26 protein-coding genes are annotated in these 23972 nt (G+C 60.7%); 8 read left to right on the plus strand and 18 right to left on the minus strand.

Annotated elements, in window-relative coordinates; genetic code table 11:
• Positions 1–112 precede the first annotated feature (112 nt).
• The 3 genes from LHU53_RS05485 to LHU53_RS05495 form a co-directional block, all read right to left on the minus strand.
• The gene (locus LHU53_RS05485; RefSeq protein ID WP_227331112.1) at positions 113–1159 is read right to left on the minus strand and encodes an ArsJ-associated glyceraldehyde-3-phosphate dehydrogenase; all 1047 of its coding nucleotides are present in this window, start codon (positions 1157–1159) and stop codon (positions 113–115) included.
• 184 nt (positions 1160–1343) lie between these two features.
• Positions 1344–2363 carry an ACR3 family arsenite efflux transporter gene (gene arsB / locus LHU53_RS05490; protein ID WP_304621924.1) on the minus strand — a complete coding sequence of 340 codons (1020 nt, stop codon included), beginning with the start codon at positions 2361–2363 and terminating at the stop codon, positions 1344–1346.
• 112 nt (positions 2364–2475) lie between these two features.
• The gene (locus LHU53_RS05495) at positions 2476–2805 is read right to left on the minus strand and encodes a helix-turn-helix transcriptional regulator (protein WP_227331243.1); all 330 of its coding nucleotides are present in this window, start codon (positions 2803–2805) and stop codon (positions 2476–2478) included.
• Positions 2806–2954: 149 nt separating this feature from the next.
• Between LHU53_RS05495 and LHU53_RS05500 the strand changes: the two genes are divergently transcribed.
• Entirely contained in the window at positions 2955–4391 is a 1437-nt protein-coding gene (locus tag LHU53_RS05500; protein ID WP_227331114.1) for a permease, read from the plus strand.
• Between the two features lie 28 nt (positions 4392–4419).
• Positions 4420–4659 (plus strand): thioredoxin family protein, encoded by a 240-nt coding sequence (locus tag LHU53_RS05505; RefSeq protein WP_227331116.1) that lies wholly within the window; start codon positions 4420–4422, stop codon positions 4657–4659.
• Between the two features lie 30 nt (positions 4660–4689).
• On the opposite strand, the gene minE is transcribed toward LHU53_RS05505, so the two are convergent.
• From minE to LHU53_RS05580, 15 genes are all read right to left on the minus strand, one after another.
• The gene (gene minE, locus LHU53_RS05510) at positions 4690–4950 is read right to left on the minus strand and encodes a cell division topological specificity factor MinE (protein WP_227331118.1); all 261 of its coding nucleotides are present in this window, start codon (positions 4948–4950) and stop codon (positions 4690–4692) included.
• A gap of 3 nt (positions 4951–4953) precedes the next feature.
• Complete coding sequence (minD, locus tag LHU53_RS05515) at positions 4954–5769, minus strand: septum site-determining protein MinD (RefSeq protein WP_227331119.1); 816 nt, start codon at positions 5767–5769, stop codon at positions 4954–4956.
• A gap of 50 nt (positions 5770–5819) precedes the next feature.
• Entirely contained in the window at positions 5820–6596 is a 777-nt protein-coding gene (gene minC / locus LHU53_RS05520; RefSeq protein WP_227331120.1) for a septum site-determining protein MinC, read from the minus strand.
• A gap of 534 nt (positions 6597–7130) precedes the next feature.
• Positions 7131–8477, minus strand: coding sequence for a c-type cytochrome biogenesis protein CcmI (ccmI, locus tag LHU53_RS05525; RefSeq protein WP_227331122.1), 1347 nt, complete (start codon positions 8475–8477; stop codon positions 7131–7133).
• Positions 8474–8941: a cytochrome c-type biogenesis protein gene (locus tag LHU53_RS05530; RefSeq protein ID WP_227331124.1), complete on the minus strand. Its 468-nt coding sequence runs from the start codon at positions 8939–8941 to the stop codon at positions 8474–8476. The genes ccmI and LHU53_RS05530 overlap by 4 nt, the downstream gene beginning before the upstream one ends.
• Positions 8938–9462, minus strand: coding sequence for a DsbE family thiol:disulfide interchange protein (locus tag LHU53_RS05535; protein WP_227331126.1), 525 nt, complete (start codon positions 9460–9462; stop codon positions 8938–8940). Before LHU53_RS05535 ends, LHU53_RS05530 begins: the two co-directional genes overlap by 4 nt.
• Positions 9463–9485: 23 nt before the next feature.
• Complete coding sequence (locus tag LHU53_RS05540) at positions 9486–11462, minus strand: heme lyase CcmF/NrfE family subunit (RefSeq protein WP_227331132.1); 1977 nt, start codon at positions 11460–11462, stop codon at positions 9486–9488.
• A gap of 37 nt (positions 11463–11499) precedes the next feature.
• Entirely contained in the window at positions 11500–11943 is a 444-nt protein-coding gene (gene ccmE, locus LHU53_RS05545) for a cytochrome c maturation protein CcmE (RefSeq protein ID WP_227331134.1), read from the minus strand.
• Positions 11940–12134, minus strand: coding sequence for a heme exporter protein CcmD (ccmD, locus tag LHU53_RS05550; RefSeq protein WP_227331136.1), 195 nt, complete (start codon positions 12132–12134; stop codon positions 11940–11942). Before ccmD ends, ccmE begins: the two co-directional genes overlap by 4 nt.
• Positions 12121–12858, minus strand: a complete 738-nt coding sequence (gene ccmC, locus LHU53_RS05555; RefSeq protein ID WP_227331137.1) for a heme ABC transporter permease CcmC — start codon at positions 12856–12858, stop codon at positions 12121–12123. Before ccmC ends, ccmD begins: the two co-directional genes overlap by 14 nt.
• A complete protein-coding gene (gene ccmB / locus LHU53_RS05560; RefSeq protein WP_227331139.1) occupies positions 12855–13550 on the minus strand; it encodes a heme exporter protein CcmB in 696 nt (231 codons plus the stop codon). Before ccmB ends, ccmC begins: the two co-directional genes overlap by 4 nt.
• Positions 13547–14182 carry a cytochrome c biogenesis heme-transporting ATPase CcmA gene (ccmA, locus tag LHU53_RS05565; protein WP_227331140.1) on the minus strand — a complete coding sequence of 212 codons (636 nt, stop codon included), beginning with the start codon at positions 14180–14182 and terminating at the stop codon, positions 13547–13549. Before ccmA ends, ccmB begins: the two co-directional genes overlap by 4 nt.
• 78 nt (positions 14183–14260) lie before the next feature.
• Positions 14261–14962, minus strand: coding sequence for a rhodoquinone biosynthesis methyltransferase RquA (rquA, locus tag LHU53_RS05570; protein ID WP_227331141.1), 702 nt, complete (start codon positions 14960–14962; stop codon positions 14261–14263).
• Between the two features lie 83 nt (positions 14963–15045).
• Positions 15046–15654 (minus strand): glutathione transferase GstA, encoded by a 609-nt coding sequence (gstA, locus tag LHU53_RS05575; RefSeq protein WP_227331143.1) that lies wholly within the window; start codon positions 15652–15654, stop codon positions 15046–15048.
• Positions 15655–15874: 220 nt separating this feature from the next.
• Positions 15875–17089 (minus strand): 6-phosphofructokinase, encoded by a 1215-nt coding sequence (locus LHU53_RS05580; protein ID WP_227331144.1) that lies wholly within the window; start codon positions 17087–17089, stop codon positions 15875–15877.
• A 189-nt stretch (positions 17090–17278) separates the two neighbouring features.
• Between LHU53_RS05580 and mnmG the strand changes: the two genes are divergently transcribed.
• From mnmG to LHU53_RS05615, 6 genes are all read left to right on the plus strand, one after another.
• Positions 17279–19318: a tRNA uridine-5-carboxymethylaminomethyl(34) synthesis enzyme MnmG gene (mnmG, locus tag LHU53_RS05585; RefSeq protein ID WP_227331146.1), complete on the plus strand. Its 2040-nt coding sequence runs from the start codon at positions 17279–17281 to the stop codon at positions 19316–19318.
• Between the two features lie 216 nt (positions 19319–19534).
• Positions 19535–20167: a 16S rRNA (guanine(527)-N(7))-methyltransferase RsmG gene (gene rsmG, locus LHU53_RS05590; protein WP_227331245.1), complete on the plus strand. Its 633-nt coding sequence runs from the start codon at positions 19535–19537 to the stop codon at positions 20165–20167.
• Positions 20168–20900: 733 nt separating this feature from the next.
• Entirely contained in the window at positions 20901–21515 is a 615-nt protein-coding gene (locus LHU53_RS05600) for a LysE family transporter (protein WP_227331147.1), read from the plus strand.
• Between the two features lie 69 nt (positions 21516–21584).
• Positions 21585–22370, plus strand: coding sequence for a ParA family protein (locus tag LHU53_RS05605; RefSeq protein ID WP_227331149.1), 786 nt, complete (start codon positions 21585–21587; stop codon positions 22368–22370).
• A gap of 56 nt (positions 22371–22426) precedes the next feature.
• Positions 22427–22966 carry an alpha/beta hydrolase gene (locus LHU53_RS05610; RefSeq protein WP_227331156.1) on the plus strand — a complete coding sequence of 180 codons (540 nt, stop codon included), beginning with the start codon at positions 22427–22429 and terminating at the stop codon, positions 22964–22966.
• Positions 22967–22980: 14 nt separating this feature from the next.
• Positions 22981–23964, plus strand: coding sequence for a ParB/RepB/Spo0J family partition protein (locus tag LHU53_RS05615; protein WP_227331158.1), 984 nt, complete (start codon positions 22981–22983; stop codon positions 23962–23964).
• Positions 23965–23972 lie beyond the last annotated feature (8 nt).

A 23972-nucleotide genomic window follows, 5' to 3' on the forward strand; every position in this document is an offset into this window, starting at 1 on the left:
ATGGGAAGTTCTTCCGTTTCCAGATCAATTCGACACTAGGCGCGAAGCCGCAGACAGTACAGACGTACGGCAAGGCTTTGCAACAACGTGTCGGGTTGATCTGGAAATGGAATCAGATGCCTTGCTGCTGCATGTGGCACGCCAGGTCCACCATGCGGGTGGCGTAGCCCATTTCGTTGTCGTACCAGGCGTAGACCTTGAGCAACGTGCCATCCGTCACCATGGTCGAGAGGCCGTCCACGATGCTGCTACGGGTGTCGCGGGCGTAGTCGCTGCTGACCAACGGGCGCGGCTCGTAGCCCAGAATTCCCGCCAGCGGGCCACTGGCAGCGGCGGCGGCAAACAGCGCGTTAACTTCTTCGGCCGAGGTTGCGCGCTGCATCTCAAACACGCAGTCGGTCAGCGAGGCATTGAGAGCCGGTACGCGCACCGCGTGGCCGTTGAGCTTGCCTTGCAGCTCCGGGTAAATCAGCGTGATGGCGGTGGCACTGCCGGTGCTGGTGGGGGCCATGTTGACCATGGCGCTGCGGGCGCGGCGCAGGTCTTTGTGCGGCGCGTCCACCACCAGGTTGGTGTTGGTGGGGTTGTGCAGGGTGGTGATCTGGCCGTGGCGGATACCAATGGCTTCATGCACCACTTTCACCACCGGTGCCAGGCAGTTGGTGGTGCAGGATGCCGCGGTGACGATGTGATCACGCGCCGGGTCATACAGGTGGTGGTTGACGCCCACCACGATGTTCAGCACGCCGCCCACCTTGACCGGTGCGGCCACGATGACACGTTTGGCACCCCGGTCCAGGTGGCCTTGCAGGGTGTCGGGGGTCAAAAACTTGCCGGTGCATTCCAGCACCACGTCCACACCCAGATCGCCCCAGGGAATCTCGGCAGCGGTGGCGTGAGAGGAAAACGTCAGCTGCTTCGCGCCGATGTGCAGGCGGTCGGCGCCATCCGCCGCAATGTCGGCACGCCAGCGGCCTTGCACCGTGTCAAAAGTCAGCAGGTGGGCCGTGGCGTCAGCACCACCTTTGAGCTCGTTGAGGTGCACCACCTCCAGCCGGTTGCCCGCGTGCGGGTCGTCCGCCGGGCGCTCGGCGGCGCCCAGAGCGGCGCGTAGCGCCAAGCGGCCAATGCGGCCCATGCCATTGATACCGACTTTCATGCGGACTCCTTGTGGGTTAGAAGGACCTGAAACCGCTGGCCAAGCGCGGGCTGGCGCAGCGCTTCACGGCAACTTGGCAGGGTGACCCAGCCTATATTTCAATAAGTGTTGAAATATAAAACCCGTTTGTGACAGCGGCGTGACGGATGGCGCCAGCTGTTGCTGACCCTGCGCTCAGCCGCAGTCACCTTGGTGCCTGAGCTGCCCCCGCACGATTGACCAGCCAGACCAGCGACAGCATCACCGGCACTTCCACCAGCACGCCCACCACGGTGGCCAGCGCGGCGCCTGAGTTGAGGCCAAAGAGGGAGATGGCCACCGCCACCGCCAATTCAAAGAAGTTGGAGGTGCCAATCAGGCACGCCGGGCCGGCGATGTTGTGCGGCAGTTTGAGCAGCTTGGCGCCCCACCAACTGATGGCAAAAATGCCATAGGTTTGCAGCACCAACGGGATGGCAATCAGGCCAATGATGAGCGGCTTGGCCACAATGGTGCCGGCCTGAAAACCAAACAGCAACACCACGGTGGCAATCAGCCCGACCACCGACCAAGGCTTGATGCGTGCCACAAACGCCGCCACCGCCTGCTCAGAGCGGCGCGCCAGCACATGGCGCGTGGCCATGCCAGCGGCCAGCGGCAGCACCACATACAGCAGGGTGGAAAGCAGCAGGGTTTCCCATGGCACGGTGATGTCGGTCACACCCAGCAAAAAGGCGGCAATGGGTGCGAAGGCAAAGACCATGATCAGGTCATTCACCGACACCTGCACCAGCGTGTAATTGGCATCGCCGCGCACCAACTGGCTCCAGACAAACACCATCGCAGTACACGGCGCCACACCCAGCAAAATCATGCCTGCGATGTATTCGCTGGCGGACTGCGGGTCCACCCACGGTGCCAACAGGAACTTGAAGAACAGCACACCGAGAGCCGCCATGGTGAAGGGTTTGATGAGCCAGTTCACCACCAGGGTCAAGGCCAGACCACGCGGTTTTTTACCCACGTCCTTCACGGCGGACCAGTCAATCTGGATCATCATCGGGTAAATCATCACCCAGATCAGCACCGCCACCACCAGGTTGACATGGGCGATCTCCAGCGCGGCAATCGCCCCGAACGTGTCGGGGATCAGCAAACCCAGACCCACGCCAGCGCCGATGCCCAAGGCGACCCAGATGGTCAGGAAGCGCTCAAACACGCCCAGCGGATTGGGCTTCGCAGGCGCGGCGGGTACGTCAGGGGTGGTTGTCATCAGTCACTTCTTCCTTGGCGTCAACGGGTTGGCTCGGTCAGGTGGTGGGCCATTTGGCTGACGGTCAGGGGCAGATCGGTGCCGCTTGAAGCTCGGCACATTGTTCTGGGTGACCCGTGCAGCACTCGGCCGTCAAATAGGCAATCAGTTCCTGCATCAGCGCCAGGTTGGCCCGGTACCTCTGAAAACGACCCTCCTGCGTGGCCGATACCAATTGCGCTTGGGTCAGTGCCTTGAGATGAAACGACAGGTTGGTGGGAGGGATTGCCAAAGCGCTACCGATTTCCCCCACCACCAGTCCGGCAGGGCCAGCCTTTACCAGCAAGCGGAAGATGTCCAGACGCACGCCAGACGACAGGGATTCAAAAACGGCGGTTGCAGTCAGTGGGTTCATTGCTGCGATAGTACAACCATTGTTGAATGATTGGAATGGCGTGGTGTTGGTTTTTCCAAGGCGCGTTTTTTGAGATAAGGCAAACCCAGGTCCCTTCAAAAGCCTAAGATGGTTGACGCGCTTCGGAACAGGAGTTCTTGATGGAATTCATGTTGAGATTGCTCCATGGCGGACTCGGCAGCCTGGCTTCTTATCTGGCGGCCCATGTCCTGTTATGCCTGTTGCCGGCTTTTTTCATTGCCGGTGCCATGGCCGCGCTGATACCCAAAGCCAGCATCACCCGCTGGCTTGGGCGCAACACGTCACCCTTTGTCTCGTACCCGGCCGCAGCGGCGGCGGGCTCGTTGATTGCGGTCTGCTCCTGCACCATCGTGCCGCTGTTTGCCGGTATCTACAAAAAAGGGGCAGGCATTGGTCCGGCGATCACTTTCCTGTTTTTTGCGCCCGCAGGCAACATCATGGCGCTGGCCTATACCGGCAGTATTTTGGGTCCTGAGTTTGCGTTGGCACGGTTGTTGTTGTGCCTGTTGTTTGGCATCGGCATTGGCCTGTTGATGGCGCTGATCTTCTGGCGCGACGATGCCAGCCACGATGCGCAAACCGACACCTTGTTCGCCCAGCAAGCCACGATGGCGCCGGCAGCACTGGGCGTTTTGCTCGCGCTGGTGGGCTTGCTGATAGCTGGCACCTTGAAGTTGTGGCCTCTGACGGCCACGTTGGCAACGGTGGATGTGCCCGTGGCCTGGGCCCAAGCTTGGCAAGGCACGCTGTTCGAGTGGGTGCCTTTTGACGCCACCAAAGGGGAAGAAGGTGTCAGCCTGCAGGGCTCGATCCTGATTGGCTTGCTGCTGCTGATTGCGGCAACCGCCTGGAAGGGTCTGGAGAACATCACCGAAGGCGCCAATCACTGGACCTGGCTGGCGCTGGGCCTGACTGCCAGCACCTTGTTGGTGGCAGCCCTGCGCTTGACCCCTGGGCCCGGTATCTTGCAAGTGGCGCTGACGGGCCGCGTTGTGGGGATCGCTGTGGCCTTGGGGACAGTGTGGCACTTTGCCCGGCAGCTGGCGGGTGACGATTGGCGTGCCTGGCTATGGGAGGCCTGGCGTTTTGTCAAACAGATCTTTGTCTTGCTGGTGGCGGGTGTCTTTATCGTTGGCATGGTGCGCCAGGTGATCCGGCCCGAATGGATTGAAAGCCTGGCGGGCAGCAACACGGTGGCAGCCAATGCCGTGGCGGTGGGCTTTGGCGTGTTCATGTATTTCCCGACGCTAGTTGAGGTGCCGGTGGCGCGCATGTTTCTGGACCTGGGCATGCACCGCGGCCCGCTGCTGGCCTACCTGATGGCTGATCCTGAACTCAGCCTGCAAAGCATGCTGATGGTGGCTGCCGTGATTGGTCGAACCAAAACAGCCGCTTACGTCGGCATGGTGGCCGTGTTCAGCATCTGCGCGGGCTTGCTGTATGGCGCCTGGGTGGATGGGTTGGGCTGGCGGTCGCTGACCACGGTGTTGGTGCTCGTCCTGGCCATGGCAGGTGGAACCCGGATGTGGTTCAAACACCGTCAGCATCACGCGGCATCCGCTTGATTCTTTTGACTTTTCAAGGAGACACCCCATGGTCAACATCAAGATACTGGGCCCCGGTTGCGCCAACTGCCGCAAGCTCGAAGCCATTGCCAGGGACGCTGCCGCCGCAGCCCATGTCCAAGCCGAGTTTGTCAAGGTGACCGATATTCAGCAAATCATGCATTACGACCTGCTGGCCACGCCCGGCTTGGTCATCAATGACAAACTGGCCAGTAGCGGGCGCATTCCAACGGTGGCTGAAGTTCAGCAGTGGCTGGCTGCGGCCTGAGCGGTTTTTTTGCCAGGCGGTCAGACACCGTCAGCGCTTGTCTGGCAGCTCGATCTTGACTTCCAGCACTTCCAGGTTGTCCTGGCGCTCCAGGTTGACCTTGATGTCGTCCGGGTTGATGCGCACGTATTTGCTGATCACCGCGATCAGTTCTCGTTGCAAATCCGGCAGATAGTCCGGCGTGGCCGGGCTGCGGCCGCTGCGTTCGTGCGCCAGGATGATCTGCAGCCGCTCTTTGGCCACGCTGGCCGTTTTCTTTTTTTCACCCAGAAAGAACGAGAAAAAAGACATGCTTTATTTCCCCCCGAACAAGCGTTTGAGCAGGCCTTGCTTGGGCGCCTCGGTGAACCGCATGGGCTTGTCTTCACCGAGAAAACGGGATACCACGTCTTTGTAGGCTTCCGAGACATCGCTGCCGTTCAGGTGCACGGCGGGCAAGCCCTGGTTGGACGCCTGCAACACGGCTTCACTCTCGGGGATCACACCGATGAGTTGGATGCGCAAAATGTCCTGGATGTCCTGCAACGAGAGCATTTGACCCTGGTTGACGCGCGCCGGGTTGTAACGGGTGATGAGCAGGTGCTCCTTGATGGGTTCGGCACCGGTCATGCCGCGCCTGGTCTTGCTCGACAACATGCCCAAAATGCGGTCCGAGTCGCGCACGGAGGACACTTCAGGGTTGGTGACCACCAGCGCCTCGTCGGCAAAATGCATGGCCATCAGCGCCCCGACCTCGATACCGGCGGGGGAGTCGCAGATGATGAACTCGAAGTCCATGGCGGCCAGATCGTTCAGCACTTTTTCAACACCGTCCTGCGTCAAGGCATCTTTGTCGCGGGTTTGTGAGGCAGCCAGAACGAACAGGTTGTCACACTGCTTGTCCTTGATCAGCGCCTGGTTCAGGTTGGCTTCACCATGGATGACGTTGATCAGGTCATACACGACGCGGCGCTCGCAGCCCATGATCAGGTCCAGGTTGCGCAGGCCCACGTCAAAGTCGATGACTGCGGTTTTGTGGCCACGCAGGGCCAGGCCGGTTGCAAAACTGGCGCTGGTCGTGGTTTTGCCCACGCCCCCCTTGCCAGAAGTCACCACAACGATTTTTGTCATAACTACACAGTCTTTCAAATAAATGTTCGGTGGCATCCAGGACGGGCTTGTCAGGATGCCAAAGCTTCAAACAACAGCTTTTCCTGACCATCATCGCTCAAACGCACTTGCGCCGCTTTGCCCTGGATATCGGGCGCCAGCGGATTTTCGCTGGTGCGATACACCCCGGCGATGGAAATCAGTTCAGGCTCCAGGCAGGTGGAAAAAATGCGCGCCTGGGTGTTGCCATTGGCACCCGCCATGGCTTTGCCACGCAACGGCGCATACACATGGATGTGGCCGTCCGCCACGATTTCACCGCCCTGGTTCACCATGGCTAGCACCACCAGATCAGCACCACGGGCGTACACCTTCTGGCCAGAGCGCACGGGTTTGTCGATCACCAAGGTGGGCAGCGCAGGCGCTGGCACCTCGCGCACCACCTCCCGGATGACTTCGGTCACCACCTCTTTGATCACCTGGACTGGCGCTTCGGTTGTGTTGGGCTCTGGCCTGGGTTGACTGCGCGCCACGTCGGGTGCTGCCATCACCAGGCCAAGTGCCAGCGCGGCCTCCGCACCGCCCACCAGATCGCCCCGAAAGGCGACCGGCTTGAGCCGACAAGCCAGCAAGGCATCAAGCAGGGCGTGCAGGTCCTCTGCGGCAAGGGCGGTTTTGGTTTTGGAGGTGTCAATGACCACCGCGTCGTGTTCAAAAAAATCGGCGTTGTCGCTGGCGGGGCCATAGCTTTGCAGCAATTCAGCAAGCACCTGCTGCAGGTCGGCCGTTTTGGTGACCAGCGACATCAGCGGAAGCTGGGCGCTTTTGATGTCGAAAGTGGCAGTCACGGATAGCGGTGGCGAAAAGGTCTGGATAGAAGGGGTGGGGCCTGCGGCGCCGATGGAAAGCGATGGGGCGGCCTGCGAAGCCAAATGTTACTTGATTGCGTCACCAAAAGGCGCGGCGGGATAGGCTTTTTTCAATTTATGCACAAGTTCAATTGAGTCTTTCAATTTTCGTCGTGAAAGTTGTCAAAAGTTTTGGCTTGTCTTTATCCATATCTTTAAACATCAAGTAGTCGTAGTAGATAGAGTGCCCGCTTTATCGTGGATAAGTCGCATTTTTCTTTTGAAATCATCATGTTGATATCGATTGACGGCTGTGCAGGAGTGCGCTTCGTTGCTGTCTTTGAAACCTGAACAAGTTTGAAAATTAAAAAATTTTGTGGATAACCTTTCGTTTCCAGCAAAACTATTCACAGGGTTATCCCGGACGATGGGGGGAGCGTTTTTGCCTTGAGTTGGCTGTTTGGAGGCGAAAAAAAACCAGATCCAGGCATTGCCCGGATCTGGTTGATCGGATGGTGTGGGTGGGTACGCGGTCTACGGCTTGCCCAGCGCCCCCAATTTGCCCTTGGCGTCGGCCATTTCGGCCTTGACTTGCTGGCTGTCTGGCGAGTCAGCGGGTAGCACGGTCAGTACCGTTTCCCAGTGGCTGATGGCTTTGGCGTAGTCAGCGCGCTGCAAAGCGGCTTGCGCGGCCATCATCAAGGCATGGGGCTGTTTGGGGTCGATGCTCAGCGCCTTGTTGATGAGGGTGAGGGGCTGGCCCTTGAAATCACCCTGGGCACGGGTGGCCAGCAGGTCGGCGTATTGGCTGATCAGGTTGGCGTCGGTGTCGAGCAGCGGGCCGGTTTTGCTGAAGGCCTGCGCCGCATCATCCAACTTGCCTTGCACCTTGTAGGCGTTGGCCAGGCGCGCCCAGCCAGCGTGATCGTCGGGGTTGTCCTTGAGGCGGTTGGCCAGGCGCTCCACCATCTGGTTGATCATCTCGGGTGTCATGCCACCCGCAGCGGCGGCGGGCACGGGGGGAAGTTTGGTGGCATCCGCCGGGGGCAACTTGCCTTGGGCACGGGCATCGGCAATGTTGGCTTGCATTTGCTGGGCATCCTGTGAATTGGGGTCCAGCATGGCCAACAATTGTTCCCAGACTTTGACGGCGCCAGCGTAGTCTTCCCGCTGGTAGGCGACGATGCCCAGCATCATCAGCGCGTTGGGGTGCTCGGGGCTGACCTTGAGCGCCTGCTCGATCAGGGCAACGGGTTTGCCTTCGAGTCGGTTGCCTTGCAGGCCGCCCAGAACGGCGGCGTAGTCCAGCAGCGCATCGGGTTCGGTGTCGATGTAGTTGCCCGCTTTCTCGAAGGCGTCACGTGCGTCTTCCAGACGACCCATGACACGGTAGGAACGCGCCAGCATGGTCCAACCTTTGAGGTCGGTCGGGTTGGCCTTCTGGCGCTCCGCCAGCTTGTCAATCATGGCGCGGATTTGCTGATCACCCATGTGCTGGTTTTGCACCGGGTCCACCAGCGTCGGGTTGCCCAACTGCAGGTACAGGCCCACGGCCAGCAGCGGTGTGGCCAGTGCCACCATGACGGCGGTGGCTTTGGGGCTCAGCAGGCGTTTGCCTGATGTCGCCGCGGTGATGGGGGTGCTTTGCGTGTCGTCCAGCAACCTGAGTTGCAGTTCGTCGCGGGTGGCTTCAAAGTCTTCCTGGTTGATCACGCCGCGCGCCAGGTCGGCTTCCAGCGCTTGTAACTGGTCGCGGTGGATGGCCGCATTGATGCCCTCACTGGAGATGCCACTTCGGTGGCTGGAACGCAGCAGGGGAATCAAGAGCCAAGCCAGCACCAGCAGCGTCAACAGCGCCGCAATACCTATGAATACAGTCATTTTTGAAGGTCAGTCTCTTGAAGTAGGGCTTGGGCCTTGGCGCGTTGTTGCGCATCCATCCGGGGGGTGTCCTTGGCTTGCTGGTTGCGCCGGATGGTGCTGATCAGCAGCCAGATGGCGCCGAGCAACAGCACCAGCGGGCCAAACCAGAGCAGCCAGGTGGTGGGCTTGACCGGCGGGCGGTACAGGATGAAGTCGCCATAACGGCTGACCAGAAAGTCCTTGATCTCGGCGTCTGTCTTGCCGGATTTGATCAGGTTGCGCACCTCGCGGCGCAAGTCCATGGCCAGGTCGGCGCGTGAACCGGCCAGGGATTCGTTCTGGCAAACCAGGCAGCGCAGCTCTTCGGCGATGACGATCAGGCGTTGTTCCACCACCGGGTCTTCCGCCAGCGGGGCGGCTTCGTTGGCGTGGCTGGGCAGGCTGAGCTGCAGCGCCAGAAAGAGGGTCAGCCAGAGTTTCATTTTTGCAGTTCCTTCACCAGGGGCAACAGTTTGTTGGTGATGTCGGCTTCGGTGAAGGGACCAATCTGTTTGAAACGAATCAAGCCGGTCTTGTCGATCAGGAAACTCTCGGGCACACCATACACCCCAAAATCCATGCCGATGCGACCGTCGCGGTCGACCATCGACACATCGTAAGGGTTGCCATACCGGTTCAGCCACTGGAGGCCCAATTCGTCTTTGTCCTTGTAGTCCAGCCCGACGATGGGCAGGATCTTGGCTTTGGACAGTTGCACCAGCAGCGGGTGCTCCTGGCGGCAGGCCACGCACCAGGAGGCCCAGGCGTTGAGCAGCCAGACCTTGCCCAGCATGTCCTTGTTGGAAAACTGCAGGCCGTCGCTGCCCAGCACCGGTGCGGTGAAAGCGGGTGCCGGTTTGTTGATCAGCGGTGACGGTATTTCACGCGGGTCGCGGGTCAGCCCGATGGCCAGGAAGATGACCAGGACGCCAAAAATGATCAGGGGAATCAGTGTTTTTTTCATGCGTTCAGACAGGGTTCACGTTGTCAGGCTGTCTGGACGGCACCCGCGCCATCACGCCCTGGCGCCTGGCGTTGCGCCAGCTTTTTGCGGTAACGCCGGTCCAGCGCGGCCATGGTGCCACCCAGCGACATGATCAGGCAACCAAACCAGATCCAGGTGACAAAAGGTTTGTGGTACACCCGCACCGCCCAGGCGGGGGTGGCGCCGTCTTCCAGTTTCTCACCGAGCGACACATACACATCGCGCGTCAGGCTGCTTTGGATGGCAGCTTCGGTCATTGGCATGGTGGACGAGAAATACACCCGCTTTTCCGGGTGCAGCGTGGTCAGCAGTTGGTCGCCTTGCAGCAATTCAACGGTACCGACATCGGCGTTGTAGTTGGGGCCACGCCGTTCACCGATGCCGGTGAGCTTGAAGGTGTAACCCCCGACCATGACCGTGTCACCGAGCGCCATGCGAACGTCTTTTTCGGTCTCGTAACCCTTGACCATGGTGATACCGATCACAGTCACGGCAATGCCGATGTGGGCCACATGCATGCCCCAGAAGGACAAGGGGGTGGACTGCCTGCCACGGGTGGCTTTGGCGTGGCGGTAAATGCCGACCACCGAGGCCAGAATGATCCAGACAGACAGCGTCAGACCCAACGCGACCAACGGTGACCAGGTGCCTGCCAGCAGCGGCAAAGCGCCGCCCGCCAGCACCGACACGATGGCGATCGGGCGCAGCCGTTTGCCGATTTCAGACAGGCTGTCGGTTTTCCAGCGAGCGTAGGAGCCAATCACCATGAAAAGTAGCACCGGAATCATGATGGGTGCAAACACCGCATTGAAATAAGGCGGGCCCACCGACAACTTGCCCATGTTGAGCGCATCGACGATCAGCGGGTACACCGTGCCCAGCAACACACTAGCGGCCGCCGTGGTCAGCAACACGTTGTTGACGAGCAAAAAGGTTTCACGCGACACCAGCGAGAAACTGCCACCCACTTGCACCTTGCTGGCACGCGCCGCAAACAAGGCCAATGAACTGCCCACCACCGTCACCAGAAAGCCCAGGATGAACACGCCGCGGCTCGGGTCCGATGCAAAGGCATGGACCGAGGTCAGCACCCCCGAGCGCACCAGGAAGGTGCCCAGCAGGCTCAACGAAAACGCGGTGATGGCCAGAATGATGGTCCAGTTTCTGAACAGGCCCCGCTTTTCGGTGACGGCCAGCGAGTGGATCAGGGCGGTGGAGATCAGCCAAGGCAGGAAGGACGCGTTTTCAACCGGGTCCCAGAACCACCAGCCGCCCCAGCCCAATTCGTAATAGGCCCACCATGAGCCCAAGGCAATGCCCAGGGTCAGAAAGATCCAGGCGGCCGTGGCCCAGGGCCGCGACCAGCGCGCCCAAGCCGCGTCCAGCCGACCATTCAGCAAGGCCGCAATGGCAAAGGCAAACGGCACCGCCATCCCCACATAACCCATGTACAACAAGGGCGGGTGAAACACCAGGCCGGGGTCTTGCAGCATCGGGTTCAGGTCACGGCCATCGGCGGGGATGTCGGCCAGACGGTCAAACGGGTTGGAGGTGAGCAGCATGAACAGCATGAAGCCCACCGACACCAAACCCAGCACGGCCAGCACGCGCGACACCATCACATCGGGCAGCTGGCGCGAGAAAATCGATACCGCCATCATCCAGCTGCTGAGCATCAGCATCCACAGCAGCAGCGAGCCCTCATGGCCGCCCCACACGCCCGAGATCTTGTAGAGCATCGGCAGTTTGGAGTTGGACTGTTGGGCCACGTATTGCACCGAGAAATCGTTGGTGTAGAACGCGTAGGTCAGGCAGCAAAAAGAGAACGCTATGAGGAACCACAAGGCCTGCGTGCTGGGGCGGGCATAAGCCATCCAGTCGGCGCGGTTCTGGTAGGCCCCCACCAGCGGCAAAACCCCCAGGCTGGCCGCCACCAGCAAGGCCAGGATCAGCGAAAAATGACCAAGTTCAGGAATCATGGTGTGTTGCCAGGTAAAGAGGGGAAGCCAGAGTCGGCTACTTCAGGGATTTGGCCGTGTTGGCAATCTGGGCCTGGTCCATGGCATGCTGGGCTTCAGGCGGCATGTAGTTCTCATCGTGTTTGGCCAGCACTTCAGACGCGGTGAAGTGGCCGGAACCGTCGAGCTTGCCTTGCGCCACCACGCCTTTGCCTTCTTTGAACAGGTCGGGCAGGATGCCGGTGTAGGACACCGTGACTTCTTTGGCGGAGTCGGTGACGACAAAGTTGGACGTCATGTTGACGCGCTGCAGCGAGCCTTCCTTGACCATGCCGCCGACCCGGAAGGTGCGGTCTTTGGGCGCTTCGCCCGATTCGATCTGGCTGGGTGTGAAGAAAAAAACCAGGTTGCTCTCGAAAGCGTTCAGGACAAAATAAGCCGACAAGCTGACGGCGGCAAGCCCACCCACAATGATGGCGGCGCGTTTTTGACGTGGTTTCATGATGACGGGGACGAGTGAATATCGTCCTGTGAGTTGGTTTCGTTCAAAAGGTTTCGTAAAAGTGCCCGGCGTTGCGCCCGCACCTGCCAGATTTCAGCCACGATGACCAGCGCGGTCACACCAAAACTGCCCCAGACGTAGAAGCCGTAGCCGCCCATCGCCCAAAATTCTGCCCAGCTATGCCACTGCATGTTTCACCCATTCGGTATGACGTTCACGGTCCAAAATGATGTTGCGCACCCGAAACAGCGCGATGGCAATGGCGTACATCCAGAACGCCACCACCATGACCAGCATGCCGGTGAGCATGGTGCTGGCCATGGAACTGCCCTTGAGTGACACCGACGCGCCTTGGTGCAGCGTGTTCCACCATTTGACCGAGAAATAAATGATGGGCACGTTCACCGCCCCCACCAGCGCCAGCACGGCACTGGCGCGGTCGGCGCGGCGCGGGTCGTCGATGCTGGCGTGCAGCGCCATAAAACCCAGGTACAGGAACAGCAGGATCAGTGTGGAGGTCAGGCGCGCGTCCCACACCCACCAGGCGCCCCACATCGGTTTGCCCCACAAGGCGCCGGTCAGCAGCGACAAAAAAGCAAACAAGGCGCCAGTGGGCGCCAGGGCGGAGGCGACCATGCCCGATAAGCGGGTGTTGAACGCCAAACCAATCCCGGCCCAGGCCGCCATCACCAGGTAAATGAACATCGACATCTGCGAGGCCGGCACATGCACAAAGATGATGCGGTAACCCTGGCCTTGTTGCGCGTCCACCGGCGCGACAAAAAAGCCAATCCACAGACCAACGGCGCACAGCACGGTGGCCAGCGCGGCAAACCAGGGCCACAGTTTGCCGGCTAGGTGGTAGAAGTTTTGCGGCGAGGCAAACTTGAACCAGTGAGTCACAGATGTTTTCATTCCAGGGAAATCCTCAACGCGGCCGCGGTGGCAAAAGGTGAAAAAAACAACGAGAGTACCAGCAGGGCCGACAGCAGCGACACATGGCCGCCAAAGCCCAGACCGGCGGCATCGGCCTCCACCGCACCGGCGCCAAAAATCAACACCGGAATATAAAGTGGCAGGATCAATAAAGACAGCAAAACCCCTGCGCCGCGTACGCCCAAGGTCAGCGCCGCGCCAATGCTGCCAATCAGGCTCAGCGTGGGGGTGCCCAGCAGCAGGGTCAGCATCAAAATGCCCAGCGCCCGGCTGTCCAGGCCAAATTGCAGGCCCAACACCGGCGCCATCAGCACCAGCGGCACGCCTGACAGCAGAAAGTGCGCCAGCGCCTTGGCCAGCACCAAGAGGCCCAGCGGGGTGGGTGACAGCACCATCTGCTCGAGTGAGCCGTCGGCGTAGTCGGTGGCAAACATGCGCTGCAGCGACAACATGGCCGCCAGCAAGGCGCTAACCCACAACACGCCGGGCGCCATGCGCAGCAGCAGGCCGGACTCGGCGCCCACACCCAACGGGAACAGGCTGGCGATCACCATGAAAAACACCAGCGGCGTCAGCACTTCGCCTTTTTGCCGCAACCCCAAGGCCACTTCGCGCTTGAGCACCGCCAGCATGACGGAACCAGCGCCCAGGATGTTCGGGGTGGGTGTCATGGTGCTTTCAATTCAAGGAGTTGCGCGGTGTGTGTGCCCACCGGCACGCGTTGGTGGCTGGTCAGCACGGCCAGGCCGCCGTGATCCAGATGGGTGGCGATCAGGTCAGACAACATCTGGATGCCCGCTTCGTCCATCGCCACGTAGGGTTCGTCCAGCACCCACAGCCGCGCCGTACTCAGTGCCAGCCGGGACAGGGCAACGCGGCGCTTTTGCCCTTGCGACAGGTGCCGCACCAGTTGCTGCGACCGCCCGCGCAGGCCAAAACGCTCCAGCACGGACTTGGCTTTTTGCACATCAAGCGCGATACCGCCCAGGGCCGAGGTGAACATCAGGTTTTCCTGCACCGACATCGATTCCTGCAGCGCGTTCAGGTGGCCGAGGTAACACAGGTCTTGCCGGTAACTGTCGTGCTGCGCGCCAATGGGCGTGTGGTTCCAGAGAATCTGGCCAGCTTCCACCGGGGCCAGACCACACACCATGCGCAGCAAACTGGTTTTGCCTACGCCATTGGCTCCGGCGATATACAGCCAATGCCCGGCCGCCAGGGTGCAATCCACGTCCTTGAAAAGCAGACGCCCACCCTTGCTGCAAGCAAGTTTGGAAAAGGTCAGTGTGGCGGGCGTGTCCAAGGCAGGGTCTGCAGCAAAAAGGTGCAATTATCGGATGAACGGTCGCACGCCCTGTGCGCCTTGGGTGAGAGGCCCGGCTTAGCGGGTGATGACCAGTTTTTGGTACAGGCCGCCGAAGTAGGTTTGTTTGTCCATCTGATCGGCCGTCACGCTGGCAGGCAGCCATTCAGTGATGTCATGGTTCCATAAATCCATGGCAAACGGTTCCAGCGTGGTCAGGATCGGCACCATGATGTAGCGGAACGGGCTGCTGGCGACCGGCTTGTGGTAATCCACAAAAATGACTTTGCCGCCCGGCTTGGTGACGCGAAGTGCCTCGGCAATCGTCTTGCGGCGCACCTCCACCGGCATTTCGTGCAGCAGGAAAAACACCAGCGTGCAGTCCTGGCTGGCATCGGCAAAGCCCATGTGGGTGGCGTCTTGTTGCAGGATGCTGACTTGGCGTTTGTCGGTCAATTTTTGGTGCAGGTTCTTGATTTGCACCGGCGCCACGTCAATCACGCTCAAGTGGGCCTGCGGGTCCAGACGGCGCACGATGTGCTCGGTGAGGTTGCCGTAGACACACGCCACCTGCAACACTTGGCCATGGATGACCTCGCCCATGTCTTGCAGGGCCAGGTCGCGCAGGCGCGAGAAATTGCCCCACAAAATCAGGTTCACCAGCCATTGGCGCTCAAACACGCGCACGGCGTTGGGGTGGGTGTAGGCCCACCAGTAGGTTTTTTCCAGGTAATCTGGCACCACAACGGGTGCATGGGGAACGGTGGCGACTGACGTCAAGGGTGTATCAAGTTGGCGGAGATTGTTTTTTTCGAAAATCATGAACAGACCTTGAATCAGGAAAGGCGGGGAGGCAATGTGGCTTACTTCAGCAAACCTTCGGCACGCAAGGCCGCCTGAACCGCCGGACGTGCCGCCACGCGGGCCGCAAAGGCGTTCAGCTGGGCCAGCCCGGAGGTGTCCACACCCACATGTTTGCCCCAGCTTTGCACCACAAACAGGTAAGCGTCAGCCACCGTGAATGTGTCACCCATCAGGAAAGTTCGGCCCGTCAGTTCGCCGTCAGTCCATTTTAGGCGGTCCATCAGGCGGGTTTTGGCCAGCGCCTTGGCCTCGTCAGGCATGCCCGGTGTGAACAGCGGCGAGAAACCCTTGTGCAATTCGGTGGCGATGAAGTTGAGCCATTCCTGCAATTTGTAACGCTCAAACGTGCCATTGGCGGGTGCCAGTTGCAGCTGCGGGACCTGGTCAGCCACGTATTGCAGAATGACCGCGACCTCGTGCAATTGACGACCATCATCCAGCACCAGCAGCGGCACATAACCCAGCGGGTTGATGGTGTAGTAGTCGGTGCCGTCGGCTGTTCGGTGGGTTTTGGTGGGCGAGGCGATGGCATCAAAGACCAGACCGGATTCCATCAGGGCGATGTGGGTGGCCAGAGAGCAGGCGCCGGGCGAGTAATAGAGTTTCATGCGAGCCTTTCAGGGAAGAGCACCGTCCATCAGGTGGGTGTTGATCGGGCAATACCGCCCAGGTGCCCAATGCTAACCCGCATCGCTCTCATTCAGCCTTTGAGCCGCCCGGATGCCCCGCAGACCCGGGCTGGGATGGCTAAAGGCGCTTGTACCCACCACCGTGAATTATCAAAAATGATAGCTAAACGTTCATATGAAATATGAACGTTTGAACATGTCAACGTTGCAACACCTTGGCAATCGGGTTGTGCCGCAGGCGGAACGCGTCGGGCATTTTGGAGCCCAGCAGCGGGCGCAAATACATGCGGAAAGCATCGGTCACATCGGTACCGCTGGCCGCGATGAACTCGTCTTCCATGGTGCGGGTTTTGCCAGCCACGGTGGCCAGCGGCAGCAGTTCGTAGTCGACCGAATAAAAGCCGGTGCGCTTGATGGCCACCGAGCCGTCGCGGTCACCCCACATGGCAAACTGCACGGCCTTTTCACCCACTTCGCGGGCTTCGCGCTGGTCTACATCCGAGACGCAGCCAATGAACGAGCGCTGCATGTAGCCAAAGGTGTCGCCGCGCACGCGTTTGATGTTGAGTTTGGACTTGATCTCTTCACACAGCAGATCTGCCAGCGCGCCGTTGCCCGAGAGTTGCACATTGCCGTGCGCGTCGTGTTCCAGGTCCTTGGCCAGCAGGGCGGCAATCGGTGTACCAGACGCATCGTGAATGCCCTCGGACACGGCGATCACGCAGCGGCCATATTTCTCGTAAGTGGTTTTCACATCCGCCAGGAATTTCTCCAGCACAAAGGTGCGCTCGGGCAGGTAAATCAGGTGCGGGCCGTCGTCCGGGAATTTTTTGCCTAAAGCGGAAGCCGCGGTCAGAAAACCGGCGTGGCGTCCCATGACGACCCCCACATACACGCCGGGGAGGGCGGCGTTGTCCAGGTTGGCGCCGGCAAAGGCTTGCGCTACAAAGCGCGCCGCGGACGGAAAACCGGGCGTGTGGTCACTGCCGACCAGGTCGTTGTCAATGGTTTTGGGGATGTGGATGGTGCGCAGCGGGTAGTTGGCGGCCTGTGCTTCTTCGCTGACGATGCGCACCGTGTCGGACGAGTCATTGCCGCCAATGTAGAAAAAGTGGCCGATCTTGTGCGCCTGCAGCACTTTGAAAATCTCGTGGCAATAAGCGGCATCGGGTTTGTCGCGGGTGGAGCCCAGCGCGCTGGACGGGGTGCTGGCCACCAGTTCCAGGTTGTGGCTGGTTTCCTGGGTCAGGTCGACAAAGTTTTCGTCCACGATGCCGCGCACACCGTGCAGGGCACCATAAATTTGCCCGATCTGGCTGAAGCGCCGCGCCTCGAGCGCCACTCCGGCCAGCGACTGGTTGATGACGGCGGTGGGGCCGCCGCCCTGGGCCACGAGAATTCTTCCGGATGCCATGGTTTTTTGTCCTTTTTCAAGAGGTTTAAACGACAACTGCAAACAGCCATTGTGCGCTTGATTGGGCCGCTTTCAGGCCGCCTGGGTCACCTTAAAAGGCGGCGGTGGGTGGGGTCTCGGTAAAATCAGCGGCGACTCAGGCGCCAGGCAGGCGCCGCTTTTTCACCTGCCTTCTTTCAATGGACCACCATGCTTTACCCCCAACATTTTGATGTGATCGTCGTCGGTGGCGGCCATGCCGGCACCGAGGCGGCGCTGGCCGCAGCCCGCATGGGCTGCAAGACGCTGCTGCTGACGCACAACATTGAGACGCTGGGGCAGATGAGCTGCAACCCGTCAATTGGCGGCATCGGCAAGGGCCATCTGGTGAAAGAGGTGGACGCACTCGGTGGTGCCATGGCGGCGGCCACTGACGAAGGCGGCATCCAGTTCCGTATTCTCAATTCTTCCAAGGGCCCGGCGGTGCGCGCCACCCGCGCCCAGGCCGACCGCATTTTGTACAAGGCCGCCATTCGCCGTCGGCTGGAAAACCAACCCAACCTGTGGCTGTTTCAGCAGGCGGTGGATGATTTGATGGTCGAGGGTGACCGGGTGGTGGGGGCGGTGACGCAGGTCGGCATCCGGTTTCGCAGCACCACGGTGGTGCTGACGGCGGGCACGTTCCTGGATGGCAAGATCCATGTCGGCCTGAACAATTACCCGGCGGGTCGCGCCGGTGATCCGCCAGCGGTGAGCTTGAGTGCGCGCCTGAAAGAGCTCAAGCTACCGCAAGGGCGCCTGAAAACCGGCACCCCACCGCGCATCGATGGCCGCTCGATCGATTTCAGCAAATGCACCGAACAACCCGGTGATGGCATGCCCGGCGGCATGAGCCCGGTGATGCCGGTGTTCAGTTACCTGGGCCGACCCGAGCAGCACCCGCAGCAGATGCCGTGCTGGATCACCCACACCAATGAGCGCACCCACGACATCATCCGCAGCGGCTTTGACCGCAGCCCGATGTTCACCGGCAAGATCGAAGGGGTGGGGCCGCGGTATTGCCCGAGTGTGGAAGACAAGATCAACCGGTTTGCCGACAAGGACAGCCACCAGATTTTTCTGGAACCCGAAGGCCTGACCACCCACGAGTATTACCCCAACGGCATCAGCACCAGTCTGCCGTTTGACATCCAGTACGCCTTGGTGCGCAGCATGGCTGGTCTGGAAAACGCCCACATCTTGCGGCCCGGGTATGCCATTGAGTACGATTATTTTGACCCGACCCAGCTGAAAAACAGCTTTGAGACACGGGTCATTGGCGGTCTGTTTTTTGCCGGGCAGATCAACGGCACCACCGGTTACGAGGAGGCGGCAGCACAGGGTTTGTTTGCCGGCACCAATGCGGCGCTGCAGGTGCGCGCCATGGGCGGTGGCGATGTGTTGGCCAGCGCGGCGGGCGGCGCGTCTTACACCGGCGACAGCTGGGTGCCCGCGCGTGACGAGGCGTATCTGGGGGTGCTGGTGGATGACCTGATCACCAAAGGGGTGACCGAACCCTACCGCATGTTCACCAGCCGGGCCGAGTTCCGGCTGCAGTTGCGTGAAGACAATGCCGACGCCCGCCTGACTGACGTGGGCCGCCAGCTCGGCCTGGTGGACGATGTGCGCTGGGAAGCTTTTTGCCGCAAGCGCGACGCTGTTTCACGTGAAACAGAGCGCCTGCGCTCGATCTGGGTCAGCCCGAAAAACCTGGCGGCTGCTGAAGCAGAACGCGTGTTTGGCAAGGCGCTGGAACATGAATACAACCTGGCCGACCTGCTGCGCCGCCCCGGCATCAGCTACCCCAGTCTGATGTCGCTGGACGGCGGCAAATACGCCGCGCCAGAACTGCCAACCGCTGTTTCACGTGAAACAGATGCCGCCGCGTTAGCGCAGGACCGCTTTGTGGCTGAGGTGATTGAGCAGGTGGAAATTGCGGCCACGTACTCGGGTTATATCGAACGGCAACACGCCGAGATCGAACGCACTGCTTACTACGAGCACTTGAAGCTACCGCCGGACCTGGACTATATGCAGGTGACGGCGCTGAGTTTTGAGGCGCGGCAAACGCTGAACAAACATCGCCCGCAGACGCTGGGCCTGGCGTCCCGCATATCGGGCATCACGCCTGCCACGGTGTCGCTGTTGTTGGTGTATCTCAAGAAAAGCGGGTTCCGTGGGTTGGTCTCCCCAGCGGCGCTGGACAACTGATGTTGCGGCTGATCCCGCCGTGGCAAAACGGGCAGCGTGGCTGGACCTGTGAACCATGACGTATGTGTTTCACGTGACACCTGCCAACATGACCCGCAGCCGTGGTGGCGATGGCACCGTGGGATCCACCCGTATTGAATCAATGGGAGAGTGAACTTGTCTGTCAATGATCATGATGTGAGCTTGCGTCAGACCCTGACGCAGTCTGCCGCCCAAATGGGTGTGCCGTTGACCGAAGCACAAACCAGCGCCTTGTTGGCCTACATGGCCCTGATCCAGAAGTGGAACAAGGTCTATAACCTGACTGCGGTGCGCGACGCACCCGCTATGTTGACGCACCATCTGCTGGACAGTCTGGCGGTGATCTCGCCGTTGCAATCGCAGTTGCAAACGCTGCGTTCAGCCGATACCGGTGCACCGGAACGGGTGAAGCTGCTGGACGTGGGCTCGGGCGCAGGCTTGCCGGGTGTGGTGATGGCCATCCTGTGCCCGGAGATTCAGGTCGATTGTGTGGACACCGTGGCCAAAAAAGCGTCGTTCATCCAGCAGGTGGCGGTGACGCTCAGGTTGCCCAATCTGCGGGGTGTCCATGCGCGGGTGGAGCGTCTGACGGACAAGTATCAGGTGGTCAGCTCGCGCGCCTTTGCGTCGCTGGTGGATTTCACGTCCTGGTCCGTCAACGCGCTGGCAGAGCAGGGCATCTGGATGGCGATGAAGGGCAAACATCCGGCAGATGAAATGGCTGCGTTGCCTGGCACGGTTTCTGTGTTTCACGTGGAACAACTCAATGTGCCGGGGTTGGGGGCAGAGCGGTGTATTGTGTGGATGCGACCTGCTTTGGCTGGGTGACTGCAGAACCTCCGTTCCGTTGTTAGGGCCGAATCTTTGCGGCGGGTGGAATCGTAGGAATCCGGGTGACGAAGTGGTTGCGTTGTCTGGCTCTGTGTCGGTGTTTCACGTGGAACAGCTGACGGTGCCGGGTTGCGGGAGCGCTGTTTTGTGTGGATGCGGCCTGCTGTGGCTGGGTGACTGCAGGACTTCCATTTCGTTGTTAGGACCGAATCAGCCGGGCGATGCGTTTTGCTTCGTGTCCCCCGGCCTGCGGCCTCCTCCTTGACCTACGCAAAACGCACCACCCGACTGATTCTTTGCGGCGGGTGGAATCGAACGGTTTCGAAACCCGGCCTCAAACGTGCGTCGGCATTGTCAGGGCGGTCTTGCTCCGAAGTCAATACGAGGCACACCGGCTGGTAGCAGGGTACTTGGGTTGGGTACCAAAGTGAGGTCAAGGAGGAGGCCGCAGGCCGGGGGACACGAACGGCGGTATCCAGCCCAAGTGCACTGCGGGCCCATCCACAGGTGTCATTCCATTTCCATATCAATCCGACACGTTGTTGCAACGCCATGCCGTACGTTTGTACTGTCTGCGGCTTCGCGCCTGGTGTCGTAGCGATCTGGAAACGGAATCACCTCTGCAGGTATTGCCTCAGCAGCCGCTGCGTCAACAGCCGATACGAACCCTGTTTTCAGGCCCCAACCTTTCCAACGTAAACTCGCAGCCTTCCCCCGTTCAAAGAAACCCATGCTCGGCATCACCGACTACGCCACTTTTGTTGTCACCGTTCTCGTGTTCCTGCTGGTGCCGGGGCCGGGTAATCTGGCGCTGATCACCTCCACCAGCAAGGGCGGCATCCGGGGTGGGCTGGCAGCGACTTTGGGGGTGATTCTGGGTGACCAGGTGCTGATGTGGTCGGCGGTGGCCGGTGTGGCGGCTTTGCTCGCGGCGTATCCCGATGCATTCCAGGCCGTGCAGTGGCTGGGCGCCGCGTACCTGGCCTGGCTGGGCGGCAAGATGCTGTTGGCCAAACCGGGCGCGGCGCCGGTGCTCACCATCCAACCGCACCATTTCCTCAAACAGGCGCTGATGATCACGCTGCTCAACCCCAAGGCCATCCTGTTTTACATGGCGTTTTTCCCGCTGTTTGTGGACCCCGCGCGCCAGCAGGGATTGCTGACCTACGCCTTCATGGCGGCGACCATTGCCGCGCTGACCTTGGGTTACGGCCTCACCTCGACCCTGTTGACCCATTTTTTGGCGGAAAAGGTCCGTGCCAACCCCACCATCACCCGCGTGCTGGAAAAAATCGCTGGCCTGTTCCTGATTGGTTTTGGCATCAAGCTGGCCGTGTCGCGCTGATGTGCTGATGTTGTTTCACGTGAAACCTTGGCCTGATCCTTTTTTTTTGTTCTCCGAGTGAAGTCACCCATGGCCCAAATTTTCTGCATTGCCAACCAAAAAGGTGGCGTTGGCAAAACCACCACCACCGTCAATCTGGCCGCTGGTCTGGCCAAGGTCGGGCAGCGGGTGCTGATGATCGACCTGGACCCGCAGGGCAATGCCACCATGGGTTCGGGTGTCGACAAACGCAAGCTCGAACTCAGTGTCTATGACGTGCTGCTCGGATCGGCCTCGGTACGCGAGGCCCGGGTGCAAAGTGCCAAGCTGGTTGATGCCGGTTGTGGCTATGACATTCTGGGTGCCAACCGCGAATTGGCCGGGGCCGAGGTGGAAATGGTCAGCCTGGAGCGCCGCGAGAAACGCCTGAAAACCGCGCTGGCCGAGGTGGACGCCGACTACGACTTTATCCTGATCGACTGCCCGCCGAGCCTGTCCATGCTCACCCTCAATGGCCTGTGCTGCGCCACCGGGGTGATTGTGCCGATGCAGTGCGAGTACTTTGCGCTGGAAGGCCTGGCCGATCTGGTCAACACCATCAAGCAGGTGCACGCCAATCTGAACAAAGAGCTGGCCATCATCGGTCTGCTGCGGGTCATGTTCGACCCGCGCATCACCCTGCAGCAGCAGGTGAGTGAACAGCTCAAGGCGCGCTTTGGTGACAAGGTGTTCAACTCCGTGATCCCGCGCAACGTGCGCCTGGCCGAGGCACCCAGCTACGGTGTGCCCGGTGTGGTGTTTGACCCCGCATCCAAGGGGGCGCAAGCGTTTGTGGCGTTTGCCACCGAGATGGTGGCGCGCATCCGGAAAATATAAGCCAACCAGCGTTCAGCCCCCGCACACCCAAGCTTGTCAGCGATCAAAACCGAGTCATGCAACCCCAGAACATCCTGATCCTGCCGGGCTGGCAAAACTCCGGCCCGCTGCACTGGCAAAGCCTCTGGCAAGACCAGTTGGGCTATGTCCGTGTCGAGCAGCACGACTGGCTGCGCCCGTTGCGTGGCGACTGGATCGCCCGGCTCGAAGACGTGTTGCTGTCACGTGATGCCCCCGCCGTGCTGGTGGCGCACAGCCTGGGCTGCCAACTGGTGGCGGCGTGGGCGGCCCTGTCCAAAAACACCCGCCTCGTCACGGCGGCGCTGCTGGTGGCGCCGGGTGATGCCGAGCGTGACGAATTGCGCCCGGTGCTGGGCAGCTGGTCGCCGCTGGTGCTCCATACCTTGCCGTTCCCCAGCACGCTGGTCGCCAGCAGCAACGACCCGTATTGCACGCTGGCGCGCGCCACCCAGTTTGCCCATGCCTGGGGTTCGCGGCTGGTGGACATCGGCGCGCGCGGCCACATCAACGCCGACTCCGGCTTGGGCGACTGGCCTGCCGGGCAGGCGCTGCTGCAACAACTGATTCAAACTTAGACAGGGACACACACATGGTCACCAAAAAACAAAAAGGTCTGGGCCGCGGTCTGGAGGCCTTGCTCGGGCCCACGGTGGATGACTTGCTGGGGCCGGATGGCGCCAGCGCCAGCGTCGCCAACAGCGGCCAGCCGTCCACGCTGTTGCTCAGCGACATGGTGCCCGGCCAGTATCAGCCGCGCACGCACATGGACGAAGGCGCGCTGTATGAGCTGGCCGAATCGATCAAGGCCCAAGGCATCATGCAGCCGATTCTGGTGCGCCGCTTGAGCGATACCACCGCCGAACGCAAGCGCAGCGAGCTCACGCCGGAGGCACCCAGCGGCGGGGCAGGGCGGCCGCTGTACGAGATCATTGCCGGAGAACGACGCTTCCGGGCCGCCAAATTGGCCGGGCTCGACAGCGTGCCGGTGCTGGTGCGCGATGTGCCCGACGCCTCTGCCGCCGCCATGGCGCTGATCGAGAATATGCAGCGCGAAGACCTGAACCCGCTGGAAGAAGCACAAGGTTTGCAGCGCCTGATCAAGGAATTTGGCCTGACGCACGAAACCGCCGCACAGGCCGTGGGCCGCTCACGCAGCGCCGCCAGCAACCTGCTGCGCCTCTTGAACCTGGCCGAACCGGTGCAGACCATGCTGATGGCCGGCGACGTGGACATGGGCCACGCGCGGGCGCTGCTGGGTCTGGACAAAGCCATGCAGATCACCGCGGCCAGCCAGATTGCCGCCAAAAAAATGTCGGTGCGCGAGGCGGAGGGGCTGGTCAAAAAACTGGGTGCCGAGTTTTCGCTGGTGGCCGCCAAGCCGAAAAAAGAGAAGTCACGCGACCTGAAACGGGTGGAGGAGGAGCTGTCTGATCTGCTGATGGCCGAGGTGGAAGTGCGCGTCAAAAAGCGCGTCAAACGCGCCGGACGCATGGAGGAAATGGGTGAGTTGAGTATTGCGTTTGGCTCGCTCGATGAGCTCAACGGGTTGATTGAGAAGCTGCAAAAGGTGTGAAGCCCTCG

Origin of the sequence: Rhodoferax sp. U2-2l, from assembly GCF_020594515.1 — a bacterium.
In the GTDB taxonomy this organism is placed as follows: Bacteria; Pseudomonadota; Gammaproteobacteria; order Burkholderiales; family Burkholderiaceae_C; genus Rhodoferax.